This window comes from Pseudomonas sp. KBN12P06040 (genome assembly GCF_037574965.1).
GTDB lineage: Bacteria > Pseudomonadota > Gammaproteobacteria > Pseudomonadales > Pseudomonadaceae > Pseudomonas > Pseudomonas aeruginosa.
Genome location: NZ_JBBELS010000001.1, coordinates 5,722,907 through 5,748,844, shown reverse-complemented (window position 1 = coordinate 5,748,844; position 25,938 = coordinate 5,722,907). Strand labels below are relative to the sequence as shown.

The 25,938-nt window shown below is 66.3% G+C and carries 24 protein-coding genes and 2 tRNA genes; 21 read left to right on the top strand and 5 right to left on the bottom strand.

What is annotated here, in order from left to right; genetic code table 11:
- Positions 1-17: 17 nt before the first annotated feature.
- Positions 18-1,529, bottom strand: coding sequence for an HDOD domain-containing protein (locus tag VQ067_RS27155; RefSeq protein ID WP_023088637.1), 1,512 nt, complete (start codon positions 1,527-1,529; stop codon positions 18-20).
- A gap of 140 nt (positions 1,530-1,669) precedes the next feature.
- Between VQ067_RS27155 and motA the strand changes: the two genes are divergently transcribed.
- Both motA and motB read left to right on the top strand, forming a co-directional pair.
- Positions 1,670-2,521: a flagellar motor stator protein MotA gene (gene motA, locus VQ067_RS27150; RefSeq protein ID WP_003095674.1), complete on the top strand. Its 852-nt coding sequence runs from the start codon at positions 1,670-1,672 to the stop codon at positions 2,519-2,521.
- A 19-nt stretch (positions 2,522-2,540) separates the two neighbouring features.
- The gene (gene motB / locus VQ067_RS27145; RefSeq protein WP_003095673.1) at positions 2,541-3,584 is read left to right on the top strand and encodes a flagellar motor protein MotB; all 1,044 of its coding nucleotides are present in this window, start codon (positions 2,541-2,543) and stop codon (positions 3,582-3,584) included.
- A 3-nt stretch (positions 3,585-3,587) separates the two neighbouring features.
- On the opposite strand, the gene rsgA is transcribed toward motB, so the two are convergent.
- A complete protein-coding gene (gene rsgA, locus VQ067_RS27140; protein WP_003102042.1) occupies positions 3,588-4,607 on the bottom strand; it encodes a small ribosomal subunit biogenesis GTPase RsgA in 1,020 nt (339 codons plus the stop codon).
- A gap of 111 nt (positions 4,608-4,718) precedes the next feature.
- Between rsgA and orn the strand changes: the two genes are divergently transcribed.
- The gene (gene orn / locus VQ067_RS27135) at positions 4,719-5,261 is read left to right on the top strand and encodes an oligoribonuclease (RefSeq protein WP_003095671.1); all 543 of its coding nucleotides are present in this window, start codon (positions 4,719-4,721) and stop codon (positions 5,259-5,261) included.
- A gap of 33 nt (positions 5,262-5,294) precedes the next feature.
- On the opposite strand, the gene queG is transcribed toward orn, so the two are convergent.
- The gene (gene queG, locus VQ067_RS27130) at positions 5,295-6,380 is read right to left on the bottom strand and encodes a tRNA epoxyqueuosine(34) reductase QueG (RefSeq protein WP_003110324.1); all 1,086 of its coding nucleotides are present in this window, start codon (positions 6,378-6,380) and stop codon (positions 5,295-5,297) included.
- 81 nt (positions 6,381-6,461) lie between these two features.
- On the opposite strand from queG, the gene VQ067_RS27125 reads away from it, so the two are divergent.
- From VQ067_RS27125 to VQ067_RS27070, 12 genes are all read left to right on the top strand, one after another.
- Positions 6,462-7,970: a bifunctional ADP-dependent NAD(P)H-hydrate dehydratase/NAD(P)H-hydrate epimerase gene (locus VQ067_RS27125; protein WP_003141721.1), complete on the top strand. Its 1,509-nt coding sequence runs from the start codon at positions 6,462-6,464 to the stop codon at positions 7,968-7,970.
- On the top strand, positions 7,958-8,425 hold the full coding sequence (tsaE, locus tag VQ067_RS27120) for a tRNA (adenosine(37)-N6)-threonylcarbamoyltransferase complex ATPase subunit type 1 TsaE (RefSeq protein ID WP_003095664.1): 468 nt from the start codon (positions 7,958-7,960) through the stop codon (positions 8,423-8,425). Before VQ067_RS27125 ends, tsaE begins: the two co-directional genes overlap by 13 nt.
- An 8-nt stretch (positions 8,426-8,433) precedes the next feature.
- Complete coding sequence (gene amiB, locus VQ067_RS27115) at positions 8,434-9,861, top strand: N-acetylmuramoyl-L-alanine amidase AmiB (RefSeq protein ID WP_033989938.1); 1,428 nt, start codon at positions 8,434-8,436, stop codon at positions 9,859-9,861.
- The gene (gene mutL, locus VQ067_RS27110; protein WP_023099987.1) at positions 9,861-11,762 is read left to right on the top strand and encodes a DNA mismatch repair endonuclease MutL; all 1,902 of its coding nucleotides are present in this window, start codon (positions 9,861-9,863) and stop codon (positions 11,760-11,762) included. Before amiB ends, mutL begins: the two co-directional genes overlap by 1 nt.
- 57 nt (positions 11,763-11,819) lie before the next feature.
- Positions 11,820-12,791: a tRNA (adenosine(37)-N6)-dimethylallyltransferase MiaA gene (miaA, locus tag VQ067_RS27105; RefSeq protein WP_003109468.1), complete on the top strand. Its 972-nt coding sequence runs from the start codon at positions 11,820-11,822 to the stop codon at positions 12,789-12,791.
- 105 nt (positions 12,792-12,896) lie between these two features.
- Entirely contained in the window at positions 12,897-13,145 is a 249-nt protein-coding gene (gene hfq, locus VQ067_RS27100; protein ID WP_003095657.1) for an RNA chaperone Hfq, read from the top strand.
- A 12-nt stretch (positions 13,146-13,157) separates the two neighbouring features.
- Complete coding sequence (gene hflX / locus VQ067_RS27095) at positions 13,158-14,459, top strand: ribosome rescue GTPase HflX (protein ID WP_003095652.1); 1,302 nt, start codon at positions 13,158-13,160, stop codon at positions 14,457-14,459.
- 94 nt (positions 14,460-14,553) lie between these two features.
- Positions 14,554-15,756, top strand: a complete 1,203-nt coding sequence (gene hflK, locus VQ067_RS27090; RefSeq protein ID WP_003106427.1) for an FtsH protease activity modulator HflK — start codon at positions 14,554-14,556, stop codon at positions 15,754-15,756.
- Entirely contained in the window at positions 15,756-16,625 is an 870-nt protein-coding gene (gene hflC, locus VQ067_RS27085) for a protease modulator HflC (RefSeq protein ID WP_003106429.1), read from the top strand. The genes hflK and hflC overlap by 1 nt, the downstream gene beginning before the upstream one ends.
- 95 nt (positions 16,626-16,720) lie before the next feature.
- Positions 16,721-16,906 carry a DUF2065 domain-containing protein gene (locus VQ067_RS27080; protein WP_003095647.1) on the top strand — a complete coding sequence of 62 codons (186 nt, stop codon included), beginning with the start codon at positions 16,721-16,723 and terminating at the stop codon, positions 16,904-16,906.
- 34 nt (positions 16,907-16,940) lie between these two features.
- Positions 16,941-18,125, top strand: coding sequence for an ATP phosphoribosyltransferase regulatory subunit (locus VQ067_RS27075; protein WP_340080947.1), 1,185 nt, complete (start codon positions 16,941-16,943; stop codon positions 18,123-18,125).
- A gap of 51 nt (positions 18,126-18,176) precedes the next feature.
- On the top strand, positions 18,177-19,469 hold the full coding sequence (locus VQ067_RS27070) for an adenylosuccinate synthase (RefSeq protein WP_003095642.1): 1,293 nt from the start codon (positions 18,177-18,179) through the stop codon (positions 19,467-19,469).
- Between the two features lie 155 nt (positions 19,470-19,624).
- On the opposite strand, the gene VQ067_RS27065 is transcribed toward VQ067_RS27070, so the two are convergent.
- Both VQ067_RS27065 and VQ067_RS27060 read right to left on the bottom strand, forming a co-directional pair.
- Positions 19,625-19,711: transfer RNA gene (locus VQ067_RS27065), tRNA-Leu, on the bottom strand.
- A gap of 129 nt (positions 19,712-19,840) precedes the next feature.
- Positions 19,841-19,927 (bottom strand) — tRNA-Leu (locus VQ067_RS27060).
- 204 nt (positions 19,928-20,131) lie between these two features.
- Here VQ067_RS27060 and rnr point away from each other — a divergent pair.
- The 6 genes from rnr (at position 20,132) to rplI (ending at position 25,860) form a co-directional block, all read left to right on the top strand.
- Positions 20,132-22,849 (top strand): ribonuclease R, encoded by a 2,718-nt coding sequence (rnr, locus tag VQ067_RS27055; protein WP_023094923.1) that lies wholly within the window; start codon positions 20,132-20,134, stop codon positions 22,847-22,849.
- Entirely contained in the window at positions 22,846-23,592 is a 747-nt protein-coding gene (gene rlmB / locus VQ067_RS27050; RefSeq protein ID WP_003095638.1) for a 23S rRNA (guanosine(2251)-2'-O)-methyltransferase RlmB, read from the top strand. The genes rnr and rlmB overlap by 4 nt, the downstream gene beginning before the upstream one ends.
- A 214-nt stretch (positions 23,593-23,806) precedes the next feature.
- Entirely contained in the window at positions 23,807-24,226 is a 420-nt protein-coding gene (rpsF, locus tag VQ067_RS27045) for a 30S ribosomal protein S6 (protein ID WP_003095636.1), read from the top strand.
- A 29-nt stretch (positions 24,227-24,255) separates the two neighbouring features.
- Complete coding sequence (gene rpsR / locus VQ067_RS27040) at positions 24,256-24,486, top strand: 30S ribosomal protein S18 (RefSeq protein ID WP_003095634.1); 231 nt, start codon at positions 24,256-24,258, stop codon at positions 24,484-24,486.
- Positions 24,487-24,522: 36 nt separating this feature from the next.
- Positions 24,523-25,392, top strand: a complete 870-nt coding sequence (locus tag VQ067_RS27035) for a hypothetical protein (protein ID WP_003095630.1) — start codon at positions 24,523-24,525, stop codon at positions 25,390-25,392.
- A 21-nt stretch (positions 25,393-25,413) separates the two neighbouring features.
- Positions 25,414-25,860, top strand: coding sequence for a 50S ribosomal protein L9 (gene rplI / locus VQ067_RS27030; protein ID WP_003095627.1), 447 nt, complete (start codon positions 25,414-25,416; stop codon positions 25,858-25,860).
- The last annotated feature ends 78 nt before the right edge of the window (positions 25,861-25,938 follow it).

Here is a 25,938-nt window from a genome sequence, read left to right as displayed (position 1 = left end):
TGTGCCGGGCATGTCCCTCATTCCGTGCGGCGCTGGCGGCCGAACTGCTGGATCGCGCGCTCGGTGCACTGGGCGGTCTTGGCGAAGGCCTGGGCATGCAGGTCGCTGAACGGCTGGCCGCCGAGGTCGGCCAGGACCAGCATCACCACCCGCGAGCCGTTGCCCAGCGAGCGCAGCAGCAGGTGAGGCCCGGGGAACAGTTGGCGCAAGGGTTCGCCGAGGGCCGGCAGCAACTGGTCCTGGTTGTTCGGGCCGATGCGCAGCAGGGCAGGCTGCTGGAACAGTTTCTTCAGCAGCGGGCTGCCGGCAATCTCCAGTTGCAATTTCTCCTGGCCCGGTTCGAGTCCGGCGCTCTGCTGCGCCAGCACGTGTACCTGGGTGCGATCGGCCACCAGCAGCAGCATCCTTTGCAGGCCGCAGGCGCGCAGCGCATCGCGGGCACAGGCGGTGAGCTGCACGACGTTGCTGAACGGGCTGGGCTCGCGGAGCAACTCGGCGCAATGCTGCCGCCACTCGGCCAGGGCTTCCGCCGAGGGCGGCGGCGGGGGCGCCGCTTCGGCACGCCAGCGGCTGGCCTGCCAGGGCCAGATCAAGGCCACCGCCGGATGCCACAGCGGCGGCCGGGCGTGCAGGCGCGCGCTTTGCGCGGCGAGCATGTGCACCTGCTGCTGGACTTCGGTCAGCGGCTGGCCCAGGTACAGGCCGGTCAGGCGCTGCCAGCGCAGCATGTGCGGCCCGTCCCAGCTCTGGTGCGCGGCGATGGCCAGGCCATTGGCGAGGAGAGTGCAGTTGGCCGGCTGGGTCAGCCAGCGGGCGAGATCGGGCTGGGCATCGAGTTGCTGTTGCTGGAGCAGGGGCGACTGATGGTCGCGGGCGATACGCAGGGCTCGAACCAGCAGGCGACGGTCGCAGGCGAGCAGGCGATAGCCCTGGATGACCCACTGCGGTAGCCGCCAGCGTTCGGCCAGCGCCAGGCAGATCGGTAGCAGGCGCATGCCGAGCAGTTCGCGCTCCACTCGCAGGGTCGGTTCGCCCTGTACCAGCACGCGTTGCTGCCATTGCTCCAGCAACTGCGGGCGGGCGTTGGCCAGCGCCCAGACCGGAGCCATGGTCAGCAGGCTGCCCCAGTGAATTTCCTGCCAGAGCCTGGCCAGGCGCGCGCCGAACAGGCCGCTGGCCTGCTGCATGGCGTGCTGGCTGATCAGCAGCATCTGCCCGAGGACCCTGGGCATCTCCGCATCCTGGATGCTCGGCAGGGTCTTCAGAAGTTGGCTCGCGCGCGCCAGGCCGAGGCGGCTGAGGGCCACCTCCAGGCTTTCCGCGGGGTTGTCGCGGGCGCTCTCGGCGCGATTGGCCTCGCGCAGGATGGACAACGCCAGCGTCGGGCTGCCCTGCAACTGGTCGGCGATCTCGCGCAGCGAGCGGCGGCTGTCGCTCAGCGCGGCGTGCAGGCCGGCATAGTGGCTGGCGGGGATCGGCAGGGGTTGCCGGTCGAGCTCTTCGAGCCAGGCGGCGAGGCGGTCTGTCATGGGTGTCGGGCTCGGTGTCGGCGAGGCGGCGAACTGGCTTTTCGAGTATTCGGACTATAGTCTTGCGGCTAGCAACCGATAACAAGAGGGAGCCTAGCAGTCCCCCTCCTTATCCTGTTCATTTCGCACGTCCGGTCCTCATGTCAAAAATCATCGGCATCATCGTCGTTTTCGCCAGTGTCCTCGGGGGCTTCCTGCTCTCCGGCGGCAAGATCGGCGCCATCATCCAGCCCTTCGAGGTCCTGATCATCGGCGGTGCGGCACTGGGGGCGTTCCTCCAGGCCAACCCGGGCAGCACGTTCATGGTGGTGCTGAAGAAAGCGCCGAAGATGTTCAGCAACCGCTTTACCCAGACCTACTACCTCGAGGTGCTGGGCATGCTCTACGAGATCCTCAACAAGAGCCGGCGCGAAGGGATGATGGCGATCGAGGCGGACATCGAGGACCCCGCGGCCAGTCCCATCTTCAGCAAGTACCCCGGCGTGCTGAAGGATGAGCGGATGACCGCCTATGTCTGCGACTACCTGCGCATCATGTCCTCCGGCAACATGGCGCCGCACGAGCTGGAAGGCCTGTTCGACATGGAGCTGTCCAGTCTCAAGGAGGACCTGGAGCATCCGTCCCACGCGGTGACCAAGGTTGCCGACGCCCTGCCGGGCTTCGGTATCGTCGCCGCGGTACTCGGCATCGTCATCACCATGGCGTTGCTTGGCGAAGGCAGCCAGGCGGAGATCGGCCACCACGTCGCCGCCGCCCTGGTGGGTACCTTCCTCGGGATTCTCGCCGCCTACGGCTTCGTCGGCCCGCTGGCCGTCGCGCTGGAGCACGATGCCAAGGAAGAGTTGAACATGTTCGAGGCGATCAAGGCCTGCCTGGTCGCTTCCGCTTCCGGCATGCCGCCTTCGCTGGCCGTCGAGTTCGGCCGCAAGGTGCTGCTGCCCGCCCATCGGCCGACCTTCGCCGAGCTCGAGCAGGCCGTGCGTGGCCGCTGAGTGGAGGCACTGTCGATAGATGGACAATAACCAGCCGATCATCGTCAAGCGCGTCAAGCGCTATGCCGCCGGCCACCACGGCGGCTCGTGGAAGATCGCCTTCGCCGACTTCGCGACGGCGATGATGGCGTTCTTCCTGGTGCTCTGGCTGCTGTCTTCGGCCACCCCGGAGCAGAAGAAGGCGATTTCCGGATACTTCCAGGACCCCATCGGTTTCAGCGAAAGCGCCAGCCCCTACGTCATCGACCTCGGCGGCACGCCGACGCCGGCGCCGGACAAGACCCTCAATCCGCAGGTCCAGGCCCAGCCGGACTCCAACGAAAGCCGGATCAGCCCCGAGCAGGACCATCAGGTCAACGCCGACCAGGCCGAGAACCTCGCCGAGCAGGTTGAGCGAGAGCGCCTGGCGCTGCTGCTGCAGGAGTTGCAGAACAAGGTCGACGAAAATCCGATGCTCAAGGACTTCAAGGACCAGATCCACTTCGAGATCACCCGCGACGGCCTGCGCATCCAGATCGTCGACGCCGCCAACCGGCCGATGTTCGACCTCGGCAGCGCGCGCCTGCAGCCGTATTTCGAGGACATCCTGCTGGCCATGGCCGAGACCATCCGCCAGGTGCCGAACAAGATCAGCATCAGCGGCCACACCGACGCCAAGCCCTATGCCGGCAACGGCGACTTCGGCAACTGGGAGCTATCGGCCAATCGCGCCAACGCCGCGCGCCGTGCGCTGGTCGCCGGCGGCTATCCGGAAGGGCAGATCGCCCAGGTTGTCGGCTATGCCTCGGCACGCCTGTTCGACGACAAGGACCCGCTGAACCCGGTGAACCGGCGGATCGACATCGTGGTCCTGACCCGCAAGGCGCAGAAGGCCATCGAAGGCGAGACCGGCGCTCCCGAAGCCAGCGCCCCCGCGGCTGCCCCGGGCGAGCAGCCGAAGCCGGCTGCCGAGGCACCGGCGGCGGGCGCGCAACCTTCGCTACCGGCGGACGAGGTGCAGAAGAAGCTCAACCTGTTCGACGACGGCGGCAGCCTGAAGCTGGAGCAGATCAAGGGCGACTGAGGTTCAGTAGTCCGTTTCCGGCATGCTTGCCAGAATGTGCCGGTAGCTGGCCATGCGTTGCGGCATGATGCGCCCGTCCTCCAGGGCCTGGAGCAGGGCGCAACCTGGTTCGCGGTCGTGCTTGCAGTCGCGGAAGCGGCAATGCCCGAGCAGGTCGCGGAACTCGATGAAACCGGCCTCGACGTCGTCTCGCGACACGTGCCCCAGGCCGAACTCACGGATGCCGGGCGAGTCGATCAGGTCGCCGCCGCCGGGAAAATGGAACAGTCGCGCGGTGGTGGTGGTATGGGTGCCCTTGCCGGTCACCGTGGAGAGGTCGCCGACACGGGTGTCGACACCTGGCAACAAGGCATTCACCAGCGACGACTTGCCCACCCCGGACTGTCCGACGAAGACGCTCACGTGAGCGTCCAGCGCGCCGCGCAGTTCGTCCATCGCCAGGCCATTGAAGGCCGACACCTCGATCAGCGGGTAACCCAGGGTGCGGTAGACATTCAGCAGCGCATCGATGCCTTCGGCATTGCTCTCGTCGACCAGGTCGGCCTTGTTCAGCAGCAGCAACGGCTGGATGCCGGCATGTTCGGCGGCGATCAGGTAGCGGTCGATCAGGTTGGCGTGCGGTTCGGGACGCGGGGCGAAGACGATGACGATGCGGTCGACGTTGGCCGCTACCGGCTTGAGCAGCCCGCGCATGTCCGGGCGGCACAGCTCGGAGCGACGTGGCAATTGCGCGACGATCACGCCGATGCCCTGGTTGCCGGCACGCCAGACCACCTGGTCGCCGGTCACCAGTGCCGGCAGGTTGGCGCGCAGGTGACAGCGGGAAACCTGGCCGTCGGCGGACTCGACCTCTACCTGAACCCCGAAATGAGCGATCACCTGGCCGGTCTGCTCCGGTCCCAGGTCGCCGCCCTCCAGCTCTTCCACGGCACGCGACTCGCGACGGGCCGCTCGGGCCGCGCGTTCTTCCTGGATCTTTTCGATGCGCCAGCTCTGCCGGCGGGTCAAGTGGCGTTTGGCCATGATGCGTCCGCATGAAAAATCGGCGGCGAGTTTAACATGGGCGCGCGGCCATCATTCGCGCGGCGGCGTTCCACGCTAGAATGCACGGCATAGCGACTGGAGCGACTCCCCATGCAGAACCCGCAGAACCTTATCTGGATCGACCTGGAGATGACCGGCCTCGATCCGGACCGGGACGTCATCATCGAGATGGCCACCATCGTCACCGACAGTGACCTCAACACCCTGGCCGAAGGACCGGTGATCGCCATCCACCAGCCAGAGGAAATCCTCGCCGGCATGGACGAGTGGAATACCCGCCAGCACGGCCAATCCGGCCTGACCCAGAGGGTCCGGGAAAGCACCGTGAGCATGGCCGAGGCCGAGGCGCAGACCCTGGCCTTCCTCGAGCAGTGGGTGCCCAAGCGCAGCTCGCCGATCTGCGGCAACAGCATCTGCCAGGACCGCCGCTTCCTCTATCGGCACATGCCCAGGCTGGAAGGCTACTTCCACTACCGCAACCTCGACGTCTCCACCCTCAAGGAGCTGGCTGCGCGCTGGGCGCCGCAGGTCCGCGAGAGCTTCAAGAAGGGCAACACCCACCTGGCGCTGGACGATATCCGCGAGTCGATCGCCGAGCTGCGCCACTATCGCGACCACTTCATCAAGCTCTGATCCGTCCGGGCCGGGCGGCAGGCGCCGGCTGGGCTAGGTTTCCCCGTGGCGCCGCAGGGCCCATTCCACGTGCTCGCGGACCAGCTCCGAAGGGAACCCGCGGCGCGCCTTCAGCGCCTCCAGCACCGGGATGGTCGAGGGCGCGTTGCCCAGCCCCACCGCCAGGTTGCGCAACCAACGTTCGTAGCCGGCGCGGCGCAGCGGCGAACCCTCGGTGCGGCCGAGGAACTCCTCCTCGCTCCAGAGGAACAGTTCGGCGAGTTCGGCGTTGTCCAGGCTGTGGCGCGGCTGGAAGTCGCCCTGCCCGGTGGGGCGGGCGAAGCGATTCCATGGGCAGACGATCTGGCAGTCGTCGCAGCCGAATACCCGGTTGCCGATCAGTGGCCGCAGCTCCAGCGGAATCGCGCCCTTGTACTCGATGGTCAGGTAGGAGATGCAGCGTCGCGCGTCCAGCCGGTAGGGGCCGACGAAGGCCGCGGTCGGGCAGATGTCCAGGCAGGCCGAGCAGCGTCCGCAATGCTCGCTGTCCATCGCCGGGTCGACGGGTAGCGGCATGTCGACGAACAGCTCGCCGAGGAAGAAGTAGCTGCCGGCCTTGCGGTTGAGCACCAGCGTGTTCTTGCCGATCCAGCCGAGGCCGGCCTGTTCGGCGATGGCCTTTTCCAGCACCGGCGCGCTGTCGACGAAGGCGCGGAAACCGAACGGGCCGACTTCGGCCTGGATGCGCTCGGCCAGTTGTTGCAGACGCTTGCGGATCAGCTTGTGGTAGTCGCGGCCGAGGGCGTAGCGCGAGACGTAGGCTTTTTCCGGTGTCGCGAGGACCTGCGCCATGCGCGTGTCGCCGGGCAGGTAATCCATGCGCAGGGAGATCACCCGCAGCGTGCCGGGAACCAGCTCGGCAGGTCGCGAGCGCTTGCTGCCGTGCGCCGCCATGTAGTCCATCTCGCCGTGGTAGCCGGCCTCCAGCCAGCGCTGCAGGTGCGCTTCGTGCTCGCCCAGCTCGACGTCGCTGATACCGACCTGCTGGAACCCCAGCTCGCGGCCCCAGTCCTTGATGGACTGGGCGAGGCGGGCGGGGTCCGGCGGGGAAAGGTTGTCGGCCAGAGGTTGGGGAGTCATGGGAGGCAACGAAGACGAGGGAAAGCGAAATGGGATAGGTATAATTCTGCCAGACTGCGCGCCTGACGCCGAATCGATCCGATGACCATGACCTTCCAGCACGACGACCTGCCACTCGCCCTCTATTCCGCCGCCCAGGTGCGCGACCTGGATGCGCGCCTGATCGCTGCCGGCACGCCGGGCTTCGAACTCATGCAGCGCGCCGCCCACGCCGCCTGGCGTGCCTTGCGCCGCCGTTGGCCGGAGGCCGCGGCGCTGACGGTGCTCGCCGGGCACGGCAACAATGCCGGCGACGGCTACCTGATCGCGGCGCTGGCGCAACGTGCGGGTTGGCGAGTGCGGGTGCTGGCGGTCGCGGCGCCGCAGCGGCTTGCCGGCGACGCGGCGCAGGCGCATGCCGCCGCGCTGGCGACCGGGGTCGTGGTGGAGCCCTGGAGCGAGTGCGCCGTGCTCGAGGGCGTAGTAGTGGATGCATTGCTCGGCACCGGCCTGGCAGGTGCCGTGCGCGAGCCCTTTGCGCAGGCCATCCGCCTGGCCAACGCCGCCGACCTGCCGGTGCTGGCGGTGGATATTCCTTCCGGCTTGAGCGCCGACACCGGCGCGGTATTGGGGGAAGCGATCAGGGCGGATCTGACAGTGACTTTCATCGGCCTGAAGATCGGGCTGTTCACTGGCGAGGCGCCGGCACGGGTCGGCGAGCTGGTGTTCGACGAACTCGGTAGCGACGCCGTCGTGCTGCAAGCGCTCCAGCCCCGGGCTCGCCGCCTGGCGCGAAATGCCCTGCCGAGGCTGGCAGCGCGGCCGCGGACCGCACACAAGGGGCTGTTCGGCCACCTGCTGGTGGTCGGCGGCGACACCGGCATGGGCGGGGCCGTGCTACTGGCCGCGGAAAGCGCCCTGCGCTGCGGCGCCGGGCTGGTCTCGGCGGCGACCCGCGTCGAACATGTGCCGGCGTTGCTGGGCCGTTGTCCCGAGGTCATGGCCCATGGCGTGGCGTCGGCGAACCAACTGCTGGCCCTTGCCGAACGCGCCAGCGTGCTGGTGCTCGGTCCCGGGCTTGGCCAGCGCGCCTGGGGTCGCAGCCTGCTGAGCGCTGTCCGGTCGCGACCGTTGCCGCAGGTCTGGGATGCCGACGCGTTGAACCTGCTGGCCCTGGAACCGGTCGGAGCAGGGCCGCAGACATGGATTCTGACGCCGCATCCCGGCGAGGCCGCGCGCCTGTTGGGTCGCTCGACCGCCGAGGTGCAGGCGGATCGTCCGGCGGCGGCGCTGGAACTGGCGCGTCGCTACCAGGCGGTGGTGGTGCTGAAGGGCGCCGGCAGCCTGATCGCCGCGCCCGACGGACGACTCGCCGTCTGTTCCCAGGGGCATCCGGCGATGGCCGGCGCCGGCCTGGGTGACGTGCTGTCGGGCATCACCGGTGCCTTGCTGGCCCAGCGCGTGGAGGCGTTCGAGGCGGCCTGCCTGGCTGTCTGGCTGCATGCCGCCGCCGGTGAGCGGCTCGGCGCCCAGGGTCGCGGGCTGGCGGCGACCGATCTCATACCTACCGTTCGTCAGTTGCTCGAGGAGTGCAGTCCGTGTCTGAAGTGATCCTGTCCGCCGAAGGGGAAGACGCGATGCTCGAACTGGGCGGGCGCATCGCCCGGGTCAGCGGGGGGCAGGGGGTGATCTACCTGCATGGCGACCTCGGCGCCGGCAAGACCACCCTCTCGCGCGGCATCCTGCGCGGCCTCGGCCATGCCGGCTCGGTGAAAAGCCCGACCTTTACCCTGGTCGAGCCTTACGAAATCGGCGAGCTGCGCGCCTACCATTTCGACCTGTACCGGCTCGCCGATGCGGAGGAATTGGAGTTCTTCGGCATCCGCGACTATTTCGACGGCAGCGCACTCTGTCTGATCGAGTGGCCCGAGCGCGGTGCGGGCGTTTTGCCAACCGCCGATCTGGACATTACCATTACTGCCCAAGCGGGTGGACGGACACTGCGCCTGGTACCGCACGGTGCGCGGGGCGAAGCCTGGTGTGCCACCCTGACCATGGGAGCATGAGAAAAACGATGGGTTGGGGCTTGCGTCTGCGGACGTTGTTGACTGGGGTGATGATTCTGCTGGCCTGCCAGGTCGGCGAGGTTCTGGCCGCCGCGCAAATCAAGAGCGTGCGGATCTGGCGCGCTCCGGACAACACCCGTCTGGTCTTCGATCTCTCCGGTCCGGTGCAGCACAGCCTGTTCACCCTGGCCGCACCCAACCGTATCGTCATCGACGTCAGCGGCGCCCAGCTGGCGACCCAGCTCAACGGTCTCAAGCTCGGCAACACCCCGATCACCGCGGTGCGCTCCGCCCAGCGCACGCCCAACGACCTGCGCATGGTCCTCGACCTGTCGGCGCAGGTCACCCCGAAAAGCTTCGTCCTGCCGCCCAACCAGCAATACGGCAACCGCCTGGTGGTCGATCTCTACGACCAGGGCGCCGACCTGACCCCGGACGTACCCGCGACGCCGACCCCGAGCGTGCCGGTCACTCCGGTGACGCCGACCCTGCCGGTGGCCAAGCTGCCGCTGCCGACCAAGGGCGGTACCCGCGATATCGTCATCGCCATCGACGCCGGCCACGGCGGTGAAGACCCTGGCGCCCTTGGCCCGGGCGGGCTGCACGAGAAGAACATCACCCTGTCGATCGCTCGCGAGCTGCAACGCCAGATCAACCAGGTGCGCGGTTACCGGGCCGAGCTGACCCGTACCGGCGACTACTTCATCCCACTGCGCAAGCGCACCGAGATCGCCCGCAAGAAGGGCGCCGACCTGTTCGTCTCGATCCATGCCGACGCCGCGCCGAGCCGCAGCGCCTTCGGTGCCTCGGTGTTCGCCCTGTCCGACCGCGGCGCCACTTCGGAAACCGCGCGCTGGCTGGCCGACAGCGAGAACCGTTCCGACCTGATCGGCGGCGATGGCAGCGTCAGCCTCGGCGACAAGGACCAGATGCTCGCCGGCGTGCTGCTCGACCTGTCGATGACCGCCACCCTCTCGTCGAGCCTGGACGTCGGCCACAAGGTGCTGACCAATGTCGGCCGCATCACTTCGCTGCACAAGCGTCGTGTCGAGCAGGCCGGGTTCATGGTGCTGAAGTCGCCGGACATCCCGTCGATCCTGGTGGAAACCGGCTTCATCTCGAACGTCAACGAGTCGCGCAAGCTGGCCAGCGCCAGCCATCAGCAGGCCTTGGCGCGTTCGATCACCAGCGGCATCCGCCAGTATTTCCAGCAGAGCCCGCCGCCCGGCACCTACATCGCCTCTTTGCGCGCCCAGGGCAAGCTCTCCATGGGGCCGCGCGAGCACGTGGTGCGGCCCGGAGAGACCCTGGCGATGATCGCCCAGCGCTATGAAGTGAGCATGGCCGCGCTGCGCAGCAGCAACAGCCTGTCCAGCGACAACCTGAAAGTCGGCCAGGCCCTGTCCATCCCGAGCACCGCCCTGGCGGCCCAGTGATGAGTGAAGCACCGCGTATCCAGCTGCTGAGTCCGCGGCTGGCGAACCAGATCGCCGCCGGTGAGGTGGTCGAGCGTCCCGCCTCGGTGGCCAAGGAACTCCTGGAAAACAGCCTTGACGCCGGTTCCCGGCGCATCGACGTGGAGGTCGAGCAGGGCGGCATCAAGTTGCTGCGAGTGCGCGACGACGGTCGCGGCATCCCCGCCGACGACCTGCCGCTGGCCCTGGCTCGCCACGCCACCAGCAAGATCCGCGAGCTGGAAGACCTGGAGCGGGTGATGAGCCTCGGCTTCCGTGGCGAGGCGCTGGCCTCGATCAGCTCGGTAGCGCGCCTGACCATGACCTCGCGTACCGCCGACGCGGGCGAAGCCTGGCAGGTGGAAACCGAGGGCCGCGACATGCAGCCGCGGGTACAGCCGGCGGCGCACCCGGTGGGGACCAGCGTCGAGGTTCGCGACCTGTTCTTCAACACCCCGGCGCGGCGCAAGTTCCTGCGCGCCGAGAAGACCGAGTTCGACCATCTGCAGGAGGTCATCAAGCGCCTGGCGCTGGCCCGCTTCGACGTGGCTTTCCACCTGCGCCACAACGGCAAGACCATCTTCGCCCTGCACGAGGCGCGAGACGAGCTGGCCCGCGCGCGCCGGGTCGGCGCGGTGTGCGGCCAGGCATTCCTCGAGCAGGCGCTGCCGATCGAGGTCGAGCGCAACGGCCTGCACCTGTGGGGCTGGGTCGGCTTGCCGACCTTCTCCCGCAGCCAGCCGGACCTGCAGTACTTCTATGTGAACGGGCGCATGGTGCGCGACAAGCTGGTCGCCCACGCGGTGCGCCAGGCTTATCGCGACGTGCTGTACAACGGCCGGCATCCGACCTTCGTGCTGTTCTTCGAAGTCGATCCGGCGGTGGTGGACGTCAACGTGCACCCGACCAAGCACGAAGTTCGCTTCCGTGACAGCCGGATGGTCCATGACTTCCTCTATGGCACCTTGCATCGTGCGCTGGGCGAGGTCCGTCCCGACGACCAGCTCGCGCCGCCCGGGGCGACCAGCCTGACCGAGCCGCGACCGACCGGCGCTGCCGCCGGCGAGTTCGGCCCGCAGGGCGAGATGCGCCTGGCCGAGAGCGTGCTGGAGAGTCCGGCGGCACGGGTGGGCTGGAGTGGCGGCTCGTCGGCCTCCGGCGGCTCCTCCGGCTATTCCGCCTATACCCGGCCGGAGGCGCCGCCTTCTCTGGCCGAGGCCGGTGGCGCCTACAAGGCCTACTTCGCGCCGTTGCCCGCGGGCGAGGCGCCAGCCGCGTTGCCCGAGGGCGCCCAGGACATCCCGCCGCTGGGTTACGCCCTGGCGCAGCTCAAGGGCATCTACATCCTCGCCGAGAACGCCCACGGCCTGGTGCTGGTGGACATGCACGCGGCCCACGAACGGATCACCTACGAGCGCCTCAAGGTGGCGATGGCCAGCGAAGGCTTGCGTGGGCAGCCGTTGCTGGTGCCGGAGTCGATCGCGGTCAGCGAGCGCGAGGCGGATTGCGCGGAAGAGCATTCCAGCTGGTTCCAGCGCCTGGGCTTCGAGCTGCAGCGCCTGGGGCCGGAAAGCCTGGCGATCCGGCAGATCCCTGCGCTGCTCAAGCAGGCGGAGGCGACCCAGTTGGTGCGCGATGTCATCGCCGACCTGCTGGAGTACGGCACCAGCGACCGTATCCAGGCACACCTGAACGAGTTGCTCGGCACCATGGCCTGCCATGGCGCGGTGCGCGCCAACCGGCGCCTGACCCTGCCGGAAATGAACGCCCTGTTGCGCGACATGGAAATCACCGAACGCAGCGGCCAGTGCAACCATGGGCGTCCGACCTGGACCCAGTTGGGCCTGGACGAGCTGGACAAGCTCTTCCTGCGCGGACGCTGAGCCTTGCAGCTTCGGGCGCAAAGCCCGAAGCTATGTGCTTTGTCCAAGAGCTTTCCGATGTCTTCCCTGCCTCCCGCCATCTTTCTCATGGGGCCGACCGCCGCCGGCAAGACCGACCTGGCGATGGCGCTGGCCGATGTGCTGCCCTGCGAGCTGATCAGCGTCGACTCGGCGCTGATCTACCGCGGCATGGATATCGGTACGGCCAAGCCTTCCCGGGAGCTGCTGGCGCGCTATCCGCACCGCCTGATCGATATCCGCGACCCGGCGGAGAGCTATTCGGCCGCGGAATTCCGCGCCGACGCCCTGGCGGCGATGGCCGAGGCCACCGCGCGCGGCAGGATTCCCCTGCTGGTGGGGGGCACCATGCTCTATTACAAGGCGTTGCTCGAGGGCCTGGCCGACATGCCCGGCGCCGATCCCGAGGTGCGCGCGGCGATCGAGGCCGAGGCCCTGGCCGAAGGTTGGGAGGCGCTGCACCGGCAACTCGCCGAGGTCGACCCGGAGTCGGCTGCGCGCATCCACCCCAACGACCCGCAGCGACTGATGCGGGCGCTCGAGGTGTATCGCCTCGGCGGGGTGTCGATGAGCGACCTGCGTCGCCGGCAAAGCGCTGAAAAGGCGGATTTTGACGCGTCAGGCAGGAATCAATTGCCGTATACTGTCGCTCAGCTGGCGATTGCTCCCGAGCAGCGCCAGGTGTTGCACGCGCGGATTGCGCAGCGTTTTCGCCAGATGCTGGAACAGGGTTTCATCGCCGAGGTCGAAGCACTGCATGCCAGAAGTGACTTGCATGCAGGATTACCGTCTATTAGAGCCGTGGGTTACCGTCAGGTGTGGGATTACCTGGATGGCAAGCTGTCCTACGCTGAAATGACCGAACGCGGCATCATCGCTACCCGCCAGTTGGCCAAGCGCCAGTTCACCTGGCTGCGAAGCTGGAGCCATCTACACTGGATGGACAGCCTAGCAGGTGACAATCTGCCGCGTGCCTTGAAATACCTGAAAACGGTCTCCATATTGGCCTGAGACCTTAATTTGTCCGTCTGTTTCCGGAGCGAGACCGGAGTTTGGACGGCGCCAAGTCACCCTATTCGACTACTTCAAACTACGATCCTTAAAGGAGTGCGGCACATGTCAAAAGGGCATTCGCTACAAGACCCTTACCTCAATACCCTGCGGAAAGAACGCGTCCCGGTTTCCATCTATCTGGTCAACGGCATCAAGCTGCAAGGCCAGATCGAGTCCTTCGACCAGTTTGTCATCCTGCTGAAGAACACCGTCAGCCAGATGGTTTACAAGCACGCGATCTCCACCGTGGTACCGAGCCGTCCGGTGCGTCTGCCGAGCGGTGACCAGCCGGCCGAGCCGGGCAACGCTTGACGGGAGTCCGCTTTGTTCTTTGAGCGCCCAGGTGGTGGGGAACAGGCTGTTCTGGTGCATCTGGAAGGGCAGAACCCCGAGGCGCGTGAAGACCCGCAGGAGTTCCAGGAGCTGGTGCGTTCGGCCGGCGCGGAAACGGTGGCATTCGTCAGCGTCTCCCGCCACCAGCCGAGCGCCAAATATCTTATCGGCAGTGGCAAGGTCGAGGAGTTGCACGACCTGGTCAAGGCCGAAAACGTCGAGCTGGTGATTTTCAACCACACCTTGACGCCCAGCCAGGAGCGCAACCTCGAGCGAGCGTTCGAGTGCCGCGTACTCGACCGGACCGGGCTGATCCTCGACATCTTCGCCCAGCGCGCACGTACCCACGAAGGCAAGTTGCAGGTGGAACTGGCGCAACTGGAGCACATGAGCACGCGGCTGGTACGCGGCTGGACCCACCTCGAACGGCAGAAAGGCGGTATCGGCCTGCGCGGTCCGGGTGAGACCCAGCTGGAAACCGACCGACGCCTGCTGCGCGTGCGCATCCGCCAGATCAAGCAGCGCCTGGAGAAGGTCCGCAGCCAGCGCGAGCAGGCTCGACGCGGGCGCAAGCGCGCGGATATCCCGGCGGTCTCCCTGGTCGGCTATACCAACGCCGGCAAATCGACCCTGTTCAATGCGCTCACCGCCTCCGAGGTGTATGCCGCCAACCAGTTGTTCGCCACCCTCGACCCCACCCTGCGTCGCCTGCAACTGGACGATCTCGGGCCGGTGGTGCTGGCCGACACGGTGGGCTTCATCCGTCACCTGCCGCACAAGCTGGTGGAGGCCTTCCGCGCTACGCTGGAAGAATCGAGCAACGCCGACCTCCTGCTGCACGTGATCGACGCCTACGAGCCCGAACGGGATGCGCAGGTCGAGCAGGTGCTGGCGGTGCTCGGCGAGATCGGCGCCAACGAATTGCCGATGCTCGAGGTCTATAACAAGGTCGACCTGTTACCCTCGGTCGAGCCGCACATCCAGCGCGACGACTCCGGCAAGCCGGTGCGCGTCTGGCTGTCGGCGCAGACCGGCGAAGGCCTCGACCTGTTGCGCCAGGCCATCGCCGAGCTGCTCGGCGAGGACCTCTTCGTCGGGACCTTGCGCCTGCCCCAGCGGCTCGGGCGCCTGCGCGCCCAGTTGTTCGAACTGGGCGCGGTGCAGTCCGAGGCGCACGATGAGGAAGGTTGTACCCTGCTGCAGGTGCGCCTGCCGCGGGCCGAGTTGAACCGCCTGGCGAGCCGCGCTGGCTGGCAGCCGGCGGAGTTCGTTGCGCAACACACTTTGCAATAAAGCCCGTATCGCTGCTTTTGGCAGCGGGCAGGGCATTCGGTAGCATGGGTGGCCGCGCCGCAGGCGCGTTTCGCGTTACTAGATGGAGAGCGCTATGGCTTGGAACGAGCCGGGTGACAACTCGAACAACAACGATCGAGACCCGTGGGGAGGCCGCCGCGGTGGTGGTGGCGGCGGTGGTGACCGCAAGGGGCCGCCCGACCTGGATGAGGCTTTCCGCAAGCTTCAGGACAGCCTGAACGGGCTGTTCGGTGGAAAAAAACGCAGTGGCAACGGTTCCGGCTCCGGTTCCGGCGGCAAGGGCGGTGGCCTGGGCCTGTTCGGTATCGGCCTGGCGATCCTCGCCGTGCTCTGGCTGTACAACGCCATCTATGTGGTGGACGAGCAGGAGCAGGCGGTCATCCTGCGCTTCGGCAAGTATTACGAGACGGTCGGTCCCGGCCTGAACTTCTACTTCCCGCCGATCGACAAGCGCTTCCAGGAGAACGTCACCCGCGAGCGTGCGTACAGCAAGCAGGGGCAGATGCTCACCGAGGACGAGAACATCGTCGAAGTGCCGCTGACCGTGCAGTACAAGATCAGCAACCTGCAGGACTTCGTGCTCAACGTCGACCAGCCCGAGGTCAGCCTGCAGCAGGCGACCGAGAGCGCGCTGCGGCATGTCGCCGGCTCCACCACCATGGACCGGATCCTCACCGAAGGCCGCGAGCAGATGGCGACCGAGGTGCGCGAGCGCCTGCAACGCTTCCTGGATACCTACAGGACCGGTATCACCGTGACCCAGGTGAACATCCAGAGCGCCCAGGCCCCGCGTGAGGTGCAGGAAGCGTTCGACGACGTGATCCGGGCCCGCGAGGACGAGCAGCGCGAGAAGAACCAGGCCGAAGCCTATGCCAACGGCGTGGTGCCGGAGGCGCGTGGCCAGGCCCAGCGCATCATCGAAGAAGCCAACGGTTACCGCGACGAGGTGATTTCGCGCGCCCAGGGTGAGGCGGATCGCTTCTCCAAGCTGCTGGTGGAATATCGCAAGGCTCCGGAAGTGACGCGCGAGCGTCTGTACCTGGACACCATGCAGGAAGTCTTCAGCCAGACCAGCAAGGTGCTGGTGACCGGTCAGCAGGGGCAGAACAACCTGCTCTACCTGCCGCTGGACAAGATGATCGATGGTCGTAACGCCGCACCCGCTACGGGTGCCGGTGCTTCCGCCGGTGGTGGCAGCGCCAGCGCTTCCGACCTGGGGTCGCGGATCGTCAACGATCTGCGCCAGCAAGACGCGCGTACGAGGGAGAGCCGCTGATGGGCAACAAGTCTTTGATCGCTCTGATCGTCGGTGTCGTCGCCGCCATCGTCCTGTGGAACAGCGTCTACGTAGTCCAGCAGACCGAGCGCGCGGTCATGTTGCGCTTCGGCCGGGTGGTCGAGTCCGACGTCAAGCCGGGCCTGCACTTCAAGATCCCGTACGTCAACCAGGTGCGCAAGTTCGACGCTCGCCTGCTGACCCTGGATGCCCCGACCCAGCGCTTCCTGACCCTGGAAAAGAAAGCGGTGATGGTGGATGCCTATGCCAAGTGGCGGGTGGCGGATGCCGAGCGCTTCTATACCGCTACCTCGGGCCTCAAGCAGATCGCCGACGAACGCCTGTCGCGGCGTCTCGAAGCGGGTCTGCGCGACCAGTTCGGCAAGCGTACCCTGCATGAAGTGGTATCGGGCGAGCGCGACGCGCTGATGGGCGACATCACCGCTTCGCTGAACCGCATGGCGCAGAAGGAGCTGGGTATCGAGGTGATCGACGTGCGGGTCAAGGCCATCGACCTGCCGAAGGAAGTCAATCGCAGCGTCTTCGAGCGGATGAGCACCGAGCGTGAGCGCGAGGCCCGCGAGCACCGCGCCAAGGGTCGCGAACTGGCCGAAGGCATTCGTGCCGACGCCGATCGCCAGCGCCGGGTAATCGTTGCCGAAGCCTACCGCGAGTCGGAAGAGACCCGCGGTGACGGCGACTCCAAGGCTGCCGCGATCTATGCCAAGGCCTACAACCAGGATCCGGAGTTCTATTCCTTCTACCGTAGCCTGAAGGCGTATCGCGAAAGCTTTGCCGAGAAGCGCGACGTACTGGTGCTCGATCCGAGCAGCGAGTTCTTCCGCTATCTGAACAAGGCCAACAAGTAATACTCGGTTCTCCGGCGGGCGGCAGCGCCCGCCGGAGAAATCGTGTTATGATGAGCCAGCCGGGAAATCCCGGCTTTTTTGCGTCCGCGAGAATCATGTGGCAGGAATTCGGCATCGCTTTTTGTCTCGTGCTGGTGCTGGAAGGCATCCTGCCGTTCCTGTGTCCGCGACAATGGCGCGAGGCGGTCACCGGCATCGGCCGGCTGAGCGACCGTCACCTGCGTCTCGTGGGGCTGGGCAGCATGCTGCTCGGCACCCTGCTTCTTTACTGGATTCACTGATGATGTGCCGCCCGGCTGAAAGGGGAGAGGCGAAATGGCAACGGTAGACCGCTGGCTGCTGCCAGATGGGATCGAAGAGGTGCTGCCCCCGGAGGCGGCGCGCATCGAAGCAGCCCGCCGTCAGGTGCTGGATCTGTTCCACCGCTGGGGTTACGAGTTCGTCGTGACCCCGCATATCGAATACCTGGAGTCGCTGCTCACCGGTGCGGGACAGGATCTTGACCTGCGCACCTTCAAGGTGACCGACCCGGCGTCCGGCCGGCTCATGGGTTTCCGTGCCGACATTACGCCGCAAGTGGCGCGGATGGATGCGCACAGCCTGCGCCGCGAGGGACCGAGCCGCCTGTGCTATGCCGGCAGCGTGCTGCATGCGCAGCCGCGCGCGCTGTCCACTTCGCGTAGTCCGATCCAGCTGGGCGCCGAGCTGTACGGCGATCCGAGCCCCGCCAGCGATGTCGAGGTGATCAGCCTGATGCTGGAAATGCTCGAGATGGCGGAAGTGCCGGACGTGCACATGGACCTCGGCCATGTCGGCATCTACCGCGGCCTGGCGCGCGCGGCAGGGCTGTCCGGCGAAGTCGAGCAGCAGTTGTTCGATGCCTTGCAGCGCAAGGCGGTGGACGAGGTCGAGGCGCTGACTGCCGACCTGCCTGCCGAGCTGCGCGGCATGTTGCGTGCGCTGGCCGAGCTATGCGGCGGCCGCGATGCGCTGGAGCAGGGCCGTGCCCGTCTGGCGGCGGCGCCGGCCGATGTCCAGGTGGCGCTGAACGAGCTGATCGAGATCGCCGATTCGCTGGCTGGACGTTTCCCCGGCTTGCCGCTGTATTTCGACCTCGGCGAGCTGCGTGGCTATCACTATCACGCCGGCGTGGTGTTTGCGGCCTTCGTGCCCGGCGTTGGCCAGTCCATCGCCCAGGGCGGTCGCTATGATGATATCGGTGCCGATTTCGGGCGCGCCCGCCCGGCCACCGGTTTCTCCACCGATCTGAAAAGCCTGGTCACTCTCGGCCAGGCCCGGTTGGACCAGGCTGTATCGGGTATCTGGGCGCCGGCCGAAGGGGCCGGGCTCTGGCAGGCGGTGCAACGACTGCGCCGCGACGGGCAGCGTGTCGTCCAGGCTCTGCCCGGGCAGGATGCGGCTTCTGCGCGCGAGGCGGGCTGCGACCGGCAGCTGGCGCTGCGCGATGGCAATTGGCAGGTGGCGCCGCTGGCGTCCTGAGATTCCGCCGGCCGCGGCCGGCATCGAACTTCCACGATGGGGACAAGTGTTATGGGTAAGAATGTCGTAGTCCTGGGCACCCAATGGGGTGATGAGGGCAAGGGCAAGATCGTCGACCTGCTCACCGAGCAGGCGGCTGCCGTAGTTCGCTACCAGGGTGGTCACAACGCTGGCCACACCCTGGTGATCGATGGCGAGAAAACCGTCCTGCACCTGATTCCATCGGGCATCCTGCGCGAAGGCGTGCAGTGCCTGATCGGCAATGGCGTGGTGCTGGCGCCGGATGCGCTGCTGCGCGAAATCACCAAGCTGGAAGAGAAGGGCGTGCCGGTGCGCGAGCGCCTGCGCATCAGTCCTTCCTGTCCGCTGATCCTGTCCTATCACGTCGCCCTCGACCAGGCGCGCGAGAAGGCCCGCGGCGAAGCCAAGATCGGCACCACCGGTCGCGGTATCGGCCCGGCATACGAGGACAAGGTGGCACGTCGCGGCCTGCGCGTTGGCGACCTGTTCCACCGCGAGCGCTTCGCCGCCAAGCTGGGCGAGCTGCTGGACTACCATAACTTCGTCCTGCAGCACTACTACAAGGAGCCGGCCATCGACTTCCAGAAGACTCTGGACGAGGCGATGGAGTATGCCGAGCTGCTCAAGCCGATGATGGCCGATGTCGCTGCGACCCTGCACGACCTGCGCAAGCACGGCAAGGACATCATGTTCGAAGGCGCCCAGGGATCGCTGCTGGACATCGACCATGGCACCTATCCCTACGTGACCAGTTCCAACACCACCGCTGGCGGTACCGCCACCGGTTCCGGCTTCGGCCCGCTGTACCTGGACTACGTACTGGGTATCACCAAGGCCTATACCACTCGCGTCGGCTCCGGTCCGTTCCCGACCGAGCTGTTCGACGACGTCGGCGCCTACCTGGCCAAGCGCGGCCACGAGTTCGGTGCCACCACCGGTCGCGCTCGTCGCTGCGGCTGGTTCGATGCCGTGATCCTGCGCCGCGCCATCGAGATCAACAGCATCTCCGGCCTGTGCTTGACCAAGCTCGACGTGCTCGATGGTCTGGACGTGGTGCGCCTGTGCGTCGGCTACAAGAATGCCGATGGCGATGTGCTGGAAGCGCCGACCGATGCCGACAGCTACATCGGCCTGCAGCCGGTCTACGAGGAAATGCCCGGCTGGAGCGAGTCGACCGTGGGTGCGAAGACCCTGGAAGAGTTGCCGGCCAACGCCCGCGCCTACATCAAGCGCGTGGAAGAACTGGTGGGTGCGCCGATCGATATCATCTCCACCGGTCCGGACCGCAACGAAACCATCATCCTGCGCCATCCATTCGCCTGAGTCGGATAGCGGGGCGATGACGGAACGGGCTGCGCATGCGGCCCGTTTTCATTTCTGGGGTCGGCGCCGCGGCGAGCGGGGGAGGGGGCGTGGCTCGAAGGGAAAAATCGCGGACAACAAAAAGCCGAGCGATGCTCGGCTGTTTGTCTTGAAGATGGTGCCCAGGAGAAGACTCGAACTTCCACGGTGTTGCCACCGCTAGGACCTGAACCTAGTGCGTCTACCAATTCCGCCACCTGGGCATGCTTTTCAGCATTGTGCGATGATCGCTCATCGACTTGGGTGTTGCAAACCTTGTCGCAGTTTCAATGCCTGGTAGTGGCTGAACTGCTGAAACAAAAACGGTCTAATGTCCGGCTTTGTCTGAAATATGGTGCCCAGGAGAAGACTCGAACTTCCACGGTGTTGCCACCGCTAGGACCTGAACCTAGTGCGTCTACCAATTCCGCCACCTGGGCACTGGAGTCGATGATCGCTCATCGTTTCCGTGTTACAACGTCTCAGCAACGTTGTGGGCGCGAACTATACGAGTACGTATTCTGCTTGTAAACCCCTGATGCGATAAAAATTATTCTGCTGCCGAAGCTGACCGACGAAGCGTTTTCGCGCTTCAATAGAGCAATGGCAGCAAACGCTAAAGAAGAAAAGGTGACCTACCTCTAATGGCCGATTGGCAAAACCTCGATCCCGAGGCCGCTCGCGAAGCGGAAAAGTACGAAAACCCCATCCCCAGCCGGGAACTGATCCTGGCTCACCTATCCGAGCGAGGCGCTCCGGCGACTCGCTCCCAGTTGCTCGACGAGTTCGGGCTCGCCGGCGAGGAGCCGGAAGAGGCCTTGCGTCGTCGCCTGCGCGCCATGGAGCGCGACGGGCAGCTTATCTATACGCGTCGTGGCGCCTACGCGCCGGTGGACAAGCTGGACCTGATCCGCGGCCGCATCAGCGGGCACCGCGATGGCTTCGGCTTCCTGATCCCCGACGATGGCAGCGACGACCTGTTCCTCAGCCCCACCCAGATGCGCCTGGTGTTCGACGGCGACCGCGCCCTGGCACGGGTGTCCGGCCATGACCGGCGCGGACGCCGCGAAGGCCAACTGGTCGAGGTGATCGAGCGGGCCCACGAGATCGTGGTCGGCCGCTACTTCGAGGAAAGCGGCATCGGCGTGGTGGTCGCGGACAACCCGAAGATCCAGCAGGAAGTCCTGATCCCGCCGGGCAAGGCCGGCAAGGCCAGGCACAACCAGTTCGTCCAGGTGCGCATCGAGCAATGGCCGAGCATCCACCGCCAGGCCCAGGGCGAGATCGTCGAGGTGCTCGGCGACTACATGGCGCCGGGGATGGAGATCGAAGTCGCCCTGCGCAGCTACGATATCCCCCACGTCTGGCCGGCCGCGGTGGAGAAGGAAGCGGCCAAGCTCAAGCCGGAAGTGGCGGAGAAGGACAAGGAAAAGCGTATCGACCTGCGCCAGGTGCCCTTCGTCACCATCGACGGCGAGGATGCCCGCGACTTCGACGACGCGGTGTACGCCGAGGCCAAGCGCGGCGGCGGCTGGCGCCTGTTCGTGGCGATCGCCGATGTCTCGCACTACGTGAAGGTCGGTTCGGCGCTGGACGAAGAGGCGGCCAGGCGCGGCAACTCGGTGTATTTCCCCGAGCGGGTGATCCCGATGCTGCCGGAGGTGCTGTCCAATGGTCTCTGCTCGCTGAATCCGCTGGTCGACCGGCTGGCCATGGTCTGCGAGATGACCCTGTCCAAGGCCGGCAAGCTGACCGGCTATCAGTTCTACGAAGCGGTGATCCACTCCCATGCGCGCCTGACCTACACCAAGGTCAGCCAGTTGCTCGAGCATCCCGACAGCGTCGAGGCCGAGAACCTGCGCCAGCAGTTGCCCGGCGTGGTGCCGCACCTGCAGCAGCTGTATGCGCTGTATAAAGCGCTGCTGGCCGGCCGCCATGTCCGCGGCGCGATCGATTTCGAGACCCAGGAAACCCGCATCGTCTTCGGCGCCGACCGGAAGATCTCGGAAATCCGCCCGACCCAGCGCAACGATGCGCACCGCCTGATCGAAGAGTGCATGCTCTGCGCCAACGTGGCGACCGCACGCTTCCTGCAGAAGCACGCCATCCCGGCGTTGTACCGGGTGCATGACGGCCCGCCGCAGGAGAAGCTCAACAACCTGCGCCAGTTCCTCGGCGAGCTGGGGTTGAGCCTCGGCCGCGGCAAGGCCGCGCCGACCCCGGGCGACTACCAGGAGTTGCTGGAGAAGATCCACGACCGCGCCGACTTCCGCCTGATCCAGACGGTCATGCTGCGTTCGCTCAGCCAGGCGGTGTACAGCCCGGACAACAATGGCCACTTCGGCCTCAACTACGACGCCTACACCCACTTCACCTCGCCGATCCGGCGCTACCCGGACCTGCTGGTGCATCGTGCGATCCGCAGTGTGATCCGCTCCAAGGCGGAGACTCCGCACGTGCAGCGGGCCGGCGCGGCGAGCATGCCCAAGGCGCGCATCTATCCGTACGACGAATTGCGCTTGGACCAGTTGGGCGAGCAGTGCTCGATGACCGAGCGGCGTGCCGACGAGGCCACCCGCGACGTGACCAACTGGCTGAAGTGCGAATACATGCGCGAGCGGGTCGGCGAGACCTTCCCTGGCGTAATCACCGCGGTCACCGGTTTCGGTCTGTTCGTCGAGCTGACCGACATCTTCGTCGAAGGCCTGGTCCATGTGACCGCGCTGCCCGGCGATTACTATCATTTCGACGCCGTGCACCATCGCCTCAGCGGCGAGCGCACCGGGCGCAGCTTCCGTCTCGGCGACACCACGGAAGTGGTAGTGGCGCGGGTCGACCTGGACGAGCGGAAGATCGATTTCGAGCTGGCCGGAAACGTGCTGAGCGCGCCGATCGGACGCAAGAAGCGCAACGGCGACAAGTCGGCGAACGCCGGCAAGGCGCCGAAGGGGCGCAAGGGCGCATCCGTGCCCGAGGTCGACCTGGAGCCGGCGCTGGCCAGTCCCGACGCCGCGGTGGTGCCGCGGCGCAAGGCCGGCAAGGTGCAGGCGCTGCCGCCGGTCGCGCCGGAGCTGCTGGCGCAGGCCGCGGAGATGCTCGGCAACACCGACGTGCGCAAGAGTCGCGAGGTGAAGCAGGCGCTGCTCGCCGAGGCGCGCGTCGGCGGCGGCAAGGACAAGGGCGGGAAGAAGGGCAAGGTCGTTCCTGCGGGCAAGAGCGCGAAGGGCAAGGCCAAGGGCGGCAAGCCCGCCGCTGCCGCCAAGCCGGGAAAGCCGACCAAGCATCGCAAGGGGCCTTCCAAGCCGAAGGCCGACAACGCTCCGGCCGCCACCGGGGCGCGCAAACGTAAGGCCAAGTCATGAGTCAGTGGGAAAAGGTCTACGGCGTGCATGCCGTGGAAGCGTTGTTGCGTCATCACCCGAAGCGGGTCAAGCAGTTGTGGCTGGCCGAGGGGCGGCATGATCCGCGGGTCCAGGTGCTCACCGAGCTGGCCGCCGGGTTCCGTATTCCGGTAGGGCAGCGCGACCGGCGCGAACTCGACGAGTGGGCGGAAGGCGTCCACCAGGGCGTGGTCGCGGAAGTCAGCCCCAGCCAGGTCTGGGGCGAAAACATGCTCGAGGAACTGCTCGAGCGGAGCGAGGGCGTGCCGCTGCTGCTGGCCCTGGATGGCGTCACCGATCCGCACAACCTCGGCGCCTGCCTGCGTACCGCCGATGCGGCGGGGGTGCAGGCGGTGATCGTGCCCAAGGACAAGTCCGCGACCCTCAACGCCACCGTGCGCAAGGTCGCTTGCGGCGCCGCCGAGGTGATCCCGCTGGTGGCGGTGACCAACCTCGCGCGCACCCTGGAAAAGCTCCAGCAGCGCGGCCTGTGGGTGGTCGGCACCGCCGGCGAGGCGGACAAGACCCTCTACCAGCTCGACCTCAAGGGGCCGACCGTGCTGGTGATGGGCGCGGAAGGCAAGGGCATGCGCCGGCTGACCCGCGAGCACTGCGACTTCCTCGCCAGGTTGCCGATGGCCGGCAGCGTCAGCAGCCTGAACGTCTCGGTCGCCACCGGCGTCTGCCTGTTCGAGATCCTCCGCCAGCGCACCCCGCTGGAGTGAGCGCGTGCGGGGCCGCCGTGGCGCGGCCCCGCGCCATTCCATCCGCTGTACAAATATTCGCCAATCTTCCTTGCTTCGCCGGTTGCCCTTCTCTAGAATGTCGCCCCTTGCCGCGCGGGCAGGCGTTCGTTCGCCTCTCCGCCAGGCAAGCCAAGAAAACATTCACTCCTTGCCTGACCGTTCTGCGGCAGGCTGCAACCCGTAAGGAGCATTTATGCGTCATTACGAAATCGTGTTCCTGGTTCACCCGGACCAGAGCGAACAAGTCGGTGGCATGGTCGAGCGTTACACCAAGGCCATCGAAGAAGACGGCGGCAAGATCCACCGTCTGGAAGACTGGGGCCGTCGTCAGTTGGCCTACGCCATCAACAACGTGCACAAGGCCCACTACGTTCTGATGAACGTCGAGTGCAGCGCCAAGGCCCTGGCTGAGCTGGAAGACAACTTCCGTTACAACGATGCCGTGATCCGTAACCTGGTCATGCGTCGCGACGAAGCTGTCACCGAGCAGTCCGAGATGCTCAAGGCTGAAGAAAGCCGCAACGAGCGTCGCGAGCGTCGTGAGCGTCCGAACGATAACGCTGAAGGCGCCGATGGCGACGACAACAGCGATAGCGATAACGCTGACGAGTAATTCCGGACCAGTATTGAGGAGCCAATCACATGGCACGTTTCTTCCGTCGTCGTAAGTTCTGCCGCTTCACCGCCGAAGGCGTGAAAGAGATCGATTACAAGGATCTCAACACCCTGAAGGCCTACGTTTCCGAAACCGGCAAGATCGTTCCGAGCCGTATCACCGGCACCAAGGCCAAGTACCAGCGTCAGCTGGCGACCGCTATCAAGCGCGCCCGCTACCTGGCCCTGCTTCCTTACACCGACAGCCACGGCCGTTGAGATCGGGCAGTCGAACGCTGGTAAGGGATAGATCGCATGCGCGCACTGGCTGAGTTCACCATGCGCGGCCGCATGCAGGCCACGCTCGCCGTGGCAGGCTCCGCGGTTGTTCCACTGTTGTTCTGGCTGAGTGCCGCCGCCGGTAGCCTGGTGCTGCTGCGGCGCGGATTCGGCGACGCCTTCGGCGTCCTGGCCTGGGCGGTGCTACCGGCGATGTTCTGGTGGTACCTGGGCGATCCGAGCATCCTTCTGGTCCTGCTCGGTACCCTGACGCTGGCGCAGATCCTGCGCGCCAGTACGTCCTGGAGCCATGTGCTGCTGGGCAGTGTTGCAGTTGGCGTGGTATTCGCGCTGGTGCTGGGGCATACCTCCAGCGAGCTGATCGGCGCCCTGGCGACGGAAGTCACCAAGGTCCTGACCCAGCTTCGTGGGGAGTCCCAGCTGTCGGGCGAAGAGCTGGACAAGTTGCAGGTGGCGCTGGTGCCGACCCTGACCGGGGTCATGGCTTCCTCGCTGCAGGTGACCTGCCTGCTCTGCCTGATGCTCGCGCGGTACTGGCAGGCTTCGCTGTACAACCCGGGCGGCTTCGGCCGCGAATTCCGGAGTTTGCGGCTGGCGCCGGCGGTTGCCGTGATCCTGCTGCTGGGGGCCGTCGTGGTCCCGGCGCTGGAAGTGCAGGCCGCGGTGCTCGGCCCGTTGTGCAGCGTGCCGCTGATCATCGCCGGCGTGGCGCTCGGGCATGGCCTGATCGCCCTGAAGCGCCTCGCGGGTGGTTGGCTGGTGGGCCTGTACCTGGCTGTATTGCTGCTGGGGAACCTGATCTGTCTTTTGGCGGTTGTCGACAGTCTGTTTGATTTTCGTGGACGCCTGGCCCGGCGCCAGGGTTCCACGAACGGTGAAGGTTAAAAGTTAAGAGGTAAGACTCAAATGGAAGTCATCCTGCTGGAAAAAGTCGCCAACCTGGGCAACCTGGGCGACAAGGTGAACATCAAGGGCGGTTACGCCCGTAACTTCCTGCTGCCGCAGGGCAAGGCCACCGTCGCCACCGCCGAGAACGTCGCTGCGTTCGAAGCCCGCCGCGCCGAGCTGGAAAAGGCTGCCGCCGAGAAGAAGGCCGCTGCCGAAGCCCGTGCTGCCCAGCTCTCCGAGCTGGTGGTAACCCTCGGCGCCCACGCTGGCGACGAAGGCAAGCTGTTCGGTTCGATCGGCACCCGCGACATCGCCGAAGCCGTTTCCGCTGCCGGTTACCCGCTGGAAAAAGCCGAAGTTCGCCTGCCCAACGGCGCGCTGCGCAACACCGGTGAGTTCGACGTCGCCGTGCACCTGCACACCGACGTGGAAACCACTCTGAAGCTGATCATCGTCGCTGAGTAAGCGATCCGATCGGTAGGGCTGGGCGGGCATATGCGTGTCCGCGGCAGTCCGCTAACATCGGGCACGGTACCGGCAACG

What these genes read in the sequence shown, in the direction of transcription:
- rpsR (WP_003095634.1), top strand. Translation starts at nt 24,256, where the DNA reads ATGGCACGTTTCTTCCGTCGTCGTAAGTTCTGCCGCTTCACCGCCGAA.
- miaA (WP_003109468.1), top strand. Translation starts at nt 11,820, where the DNA reads ATGTCTTCCCTGCCTCCCGCCATCTTTCTCATGGGGCCGACCGCCGCC.
- amiB (WP_033989938.1), top strand. Translation starts at nt 8,434, where the DNA reads ATGGGTTGGGGCTTGCGTCTGCGGACGTTGTTGACTGGGGTGATGATT.
- queG (WP_003110324.1), bottom strand. Translation starts at nt 6,380, where the DNA reads ATGACTCCCCAACCTCTGGCCGACAACCTTTCCCCGCCGGACCCCGCC.
- rpsF (WP_003095636.1), top strand. Translation starts at nt 23,807, where the DNA reads ATGCGTCATTACGAAATCGTGTTCCTGGTTCACCCGGACCAGAGCGAA.
- VQ067_RS27035 (WP_003095630.1), top strand. Translation starts at nt 24,523, where the DNA reads ATGCGCGCACTGGCTGAGTTCACCATGCGCGGCCGCATGCAGGCCACG.
- mutL (WP_023099987.1), top strand. Translation starts at nt 9,861, where the DNA reads ATGAGTGAAGCACCGCGTATCCAGCTGCTGAGTCCGCGGCTGGCGAAC.
- hfq (WP_003095657.1), top strand. Translation starts at nt 12,897, where the DNA reads ATGTCAAAAGGGCATTCGCTACAAGACCCTTACCTCAATACCCTGCGG.
- motB (WP_003095673.1), top strand. Translation starts at nt 2,541, where the DNA reads ATGGACAATAACCAGCCGATCATCGTCAAGCGCGTCAAGCGCTATGCC.
- hflK (WP_003106427.1), top strand. Translation starts at nt 14,554, where the DNA reads ATGGCTTGGAACGAGCCGGGTGACAACTCGAACAACAACGATCGAGAC.
- hflC (WP_003106429.1), top strand. Translation starts at nt 15,756, where the DNA reads ATGGGCAACAAGTCTTTGATCGCTCTGATCGTCGGTGTCGTCGCCGCC.
- rsgA (WP_003102042.1), bottom strand. Translation starts at nt 4,607, where the DNA reads ATGGCCAAACGCCACTTGACCCGCCGGCAGAGCTGGCGCATCGAAAAG.
- VQ067_RS27075 (WP_340080947.1), top strand. Translation starts at nt 16,941, where the DNA reads ATGGCAACGGTAGACCGCTGGCTGCTGCCAGATGGGATCGAAGAGGTG.
- VQ067_RS27155 (WP_023088637.1), bottom strand. Translation starts at nt 1,529, where the DNA reads ATGACAGACCGCCTCGCCGCCTGGCTCGAAGAGCTCGACCGGCAACCC.
- rnr (WP_023094923.1), top strand. Translation starts at nt 20,132, where the DNA reads ATGGCCGATTGGCAAAACCTCGATCCCGAGGCCGCTCGCGAAGCGGAA.
- VQ067_RS27080 (WP_003095647.1), top strand. Translation starts at nt 16,721, where the DNA reads ATGTGGCAGGAATTCGGCATCGCTTTTTGTCTCGTGCTGGTGCTGGAA.
- rplI (WP_003095627.1), top strand. Translation starts at nt 25,414, where the DNA reads ATGGAAGTCATCCTGCTGGAAAAAGTCGCCAACCTGGGCAACCTGGGC.
- VQ067_RS27070 (WP_003095642.1), top strand. Translation starts at nt 18,177, where the DNA reads ATGGGTAAGAATGTCGTAGTCCTGGGCACCCAATGGGGTGATGAGGGC.
- orn (WP_003095671.1), top strand. Translation starts at nt 4,719, where the DNA reads ATGCAGAACCCGCAGAACCTTATCTGGATCGACCTGGAGATGACCGGC.
- VQ067_RS27125 (WP_003141721.1), top strand. Translation starts at nt 6,462, where the DNA reads ATGACCATGACCTTCCAGCACGACGACCTGCCACTCGCCCTCTATTCC.
- motA (WP_003095674.1), top strand. Translation starts at nt 1,670, where the DNA reads ATGTCAAAAATCATCGGCATCATCGTCGTTTTCGCCAGTGTCCTCGGG.
- rlmB (WP_003095638.1), top strand. Translation starts at nt 22,846, where the DNA reads ATGAGTCAGTGGGAAAAGGTCTACGGCGTGCATGCCGTGGAAGCGTTG.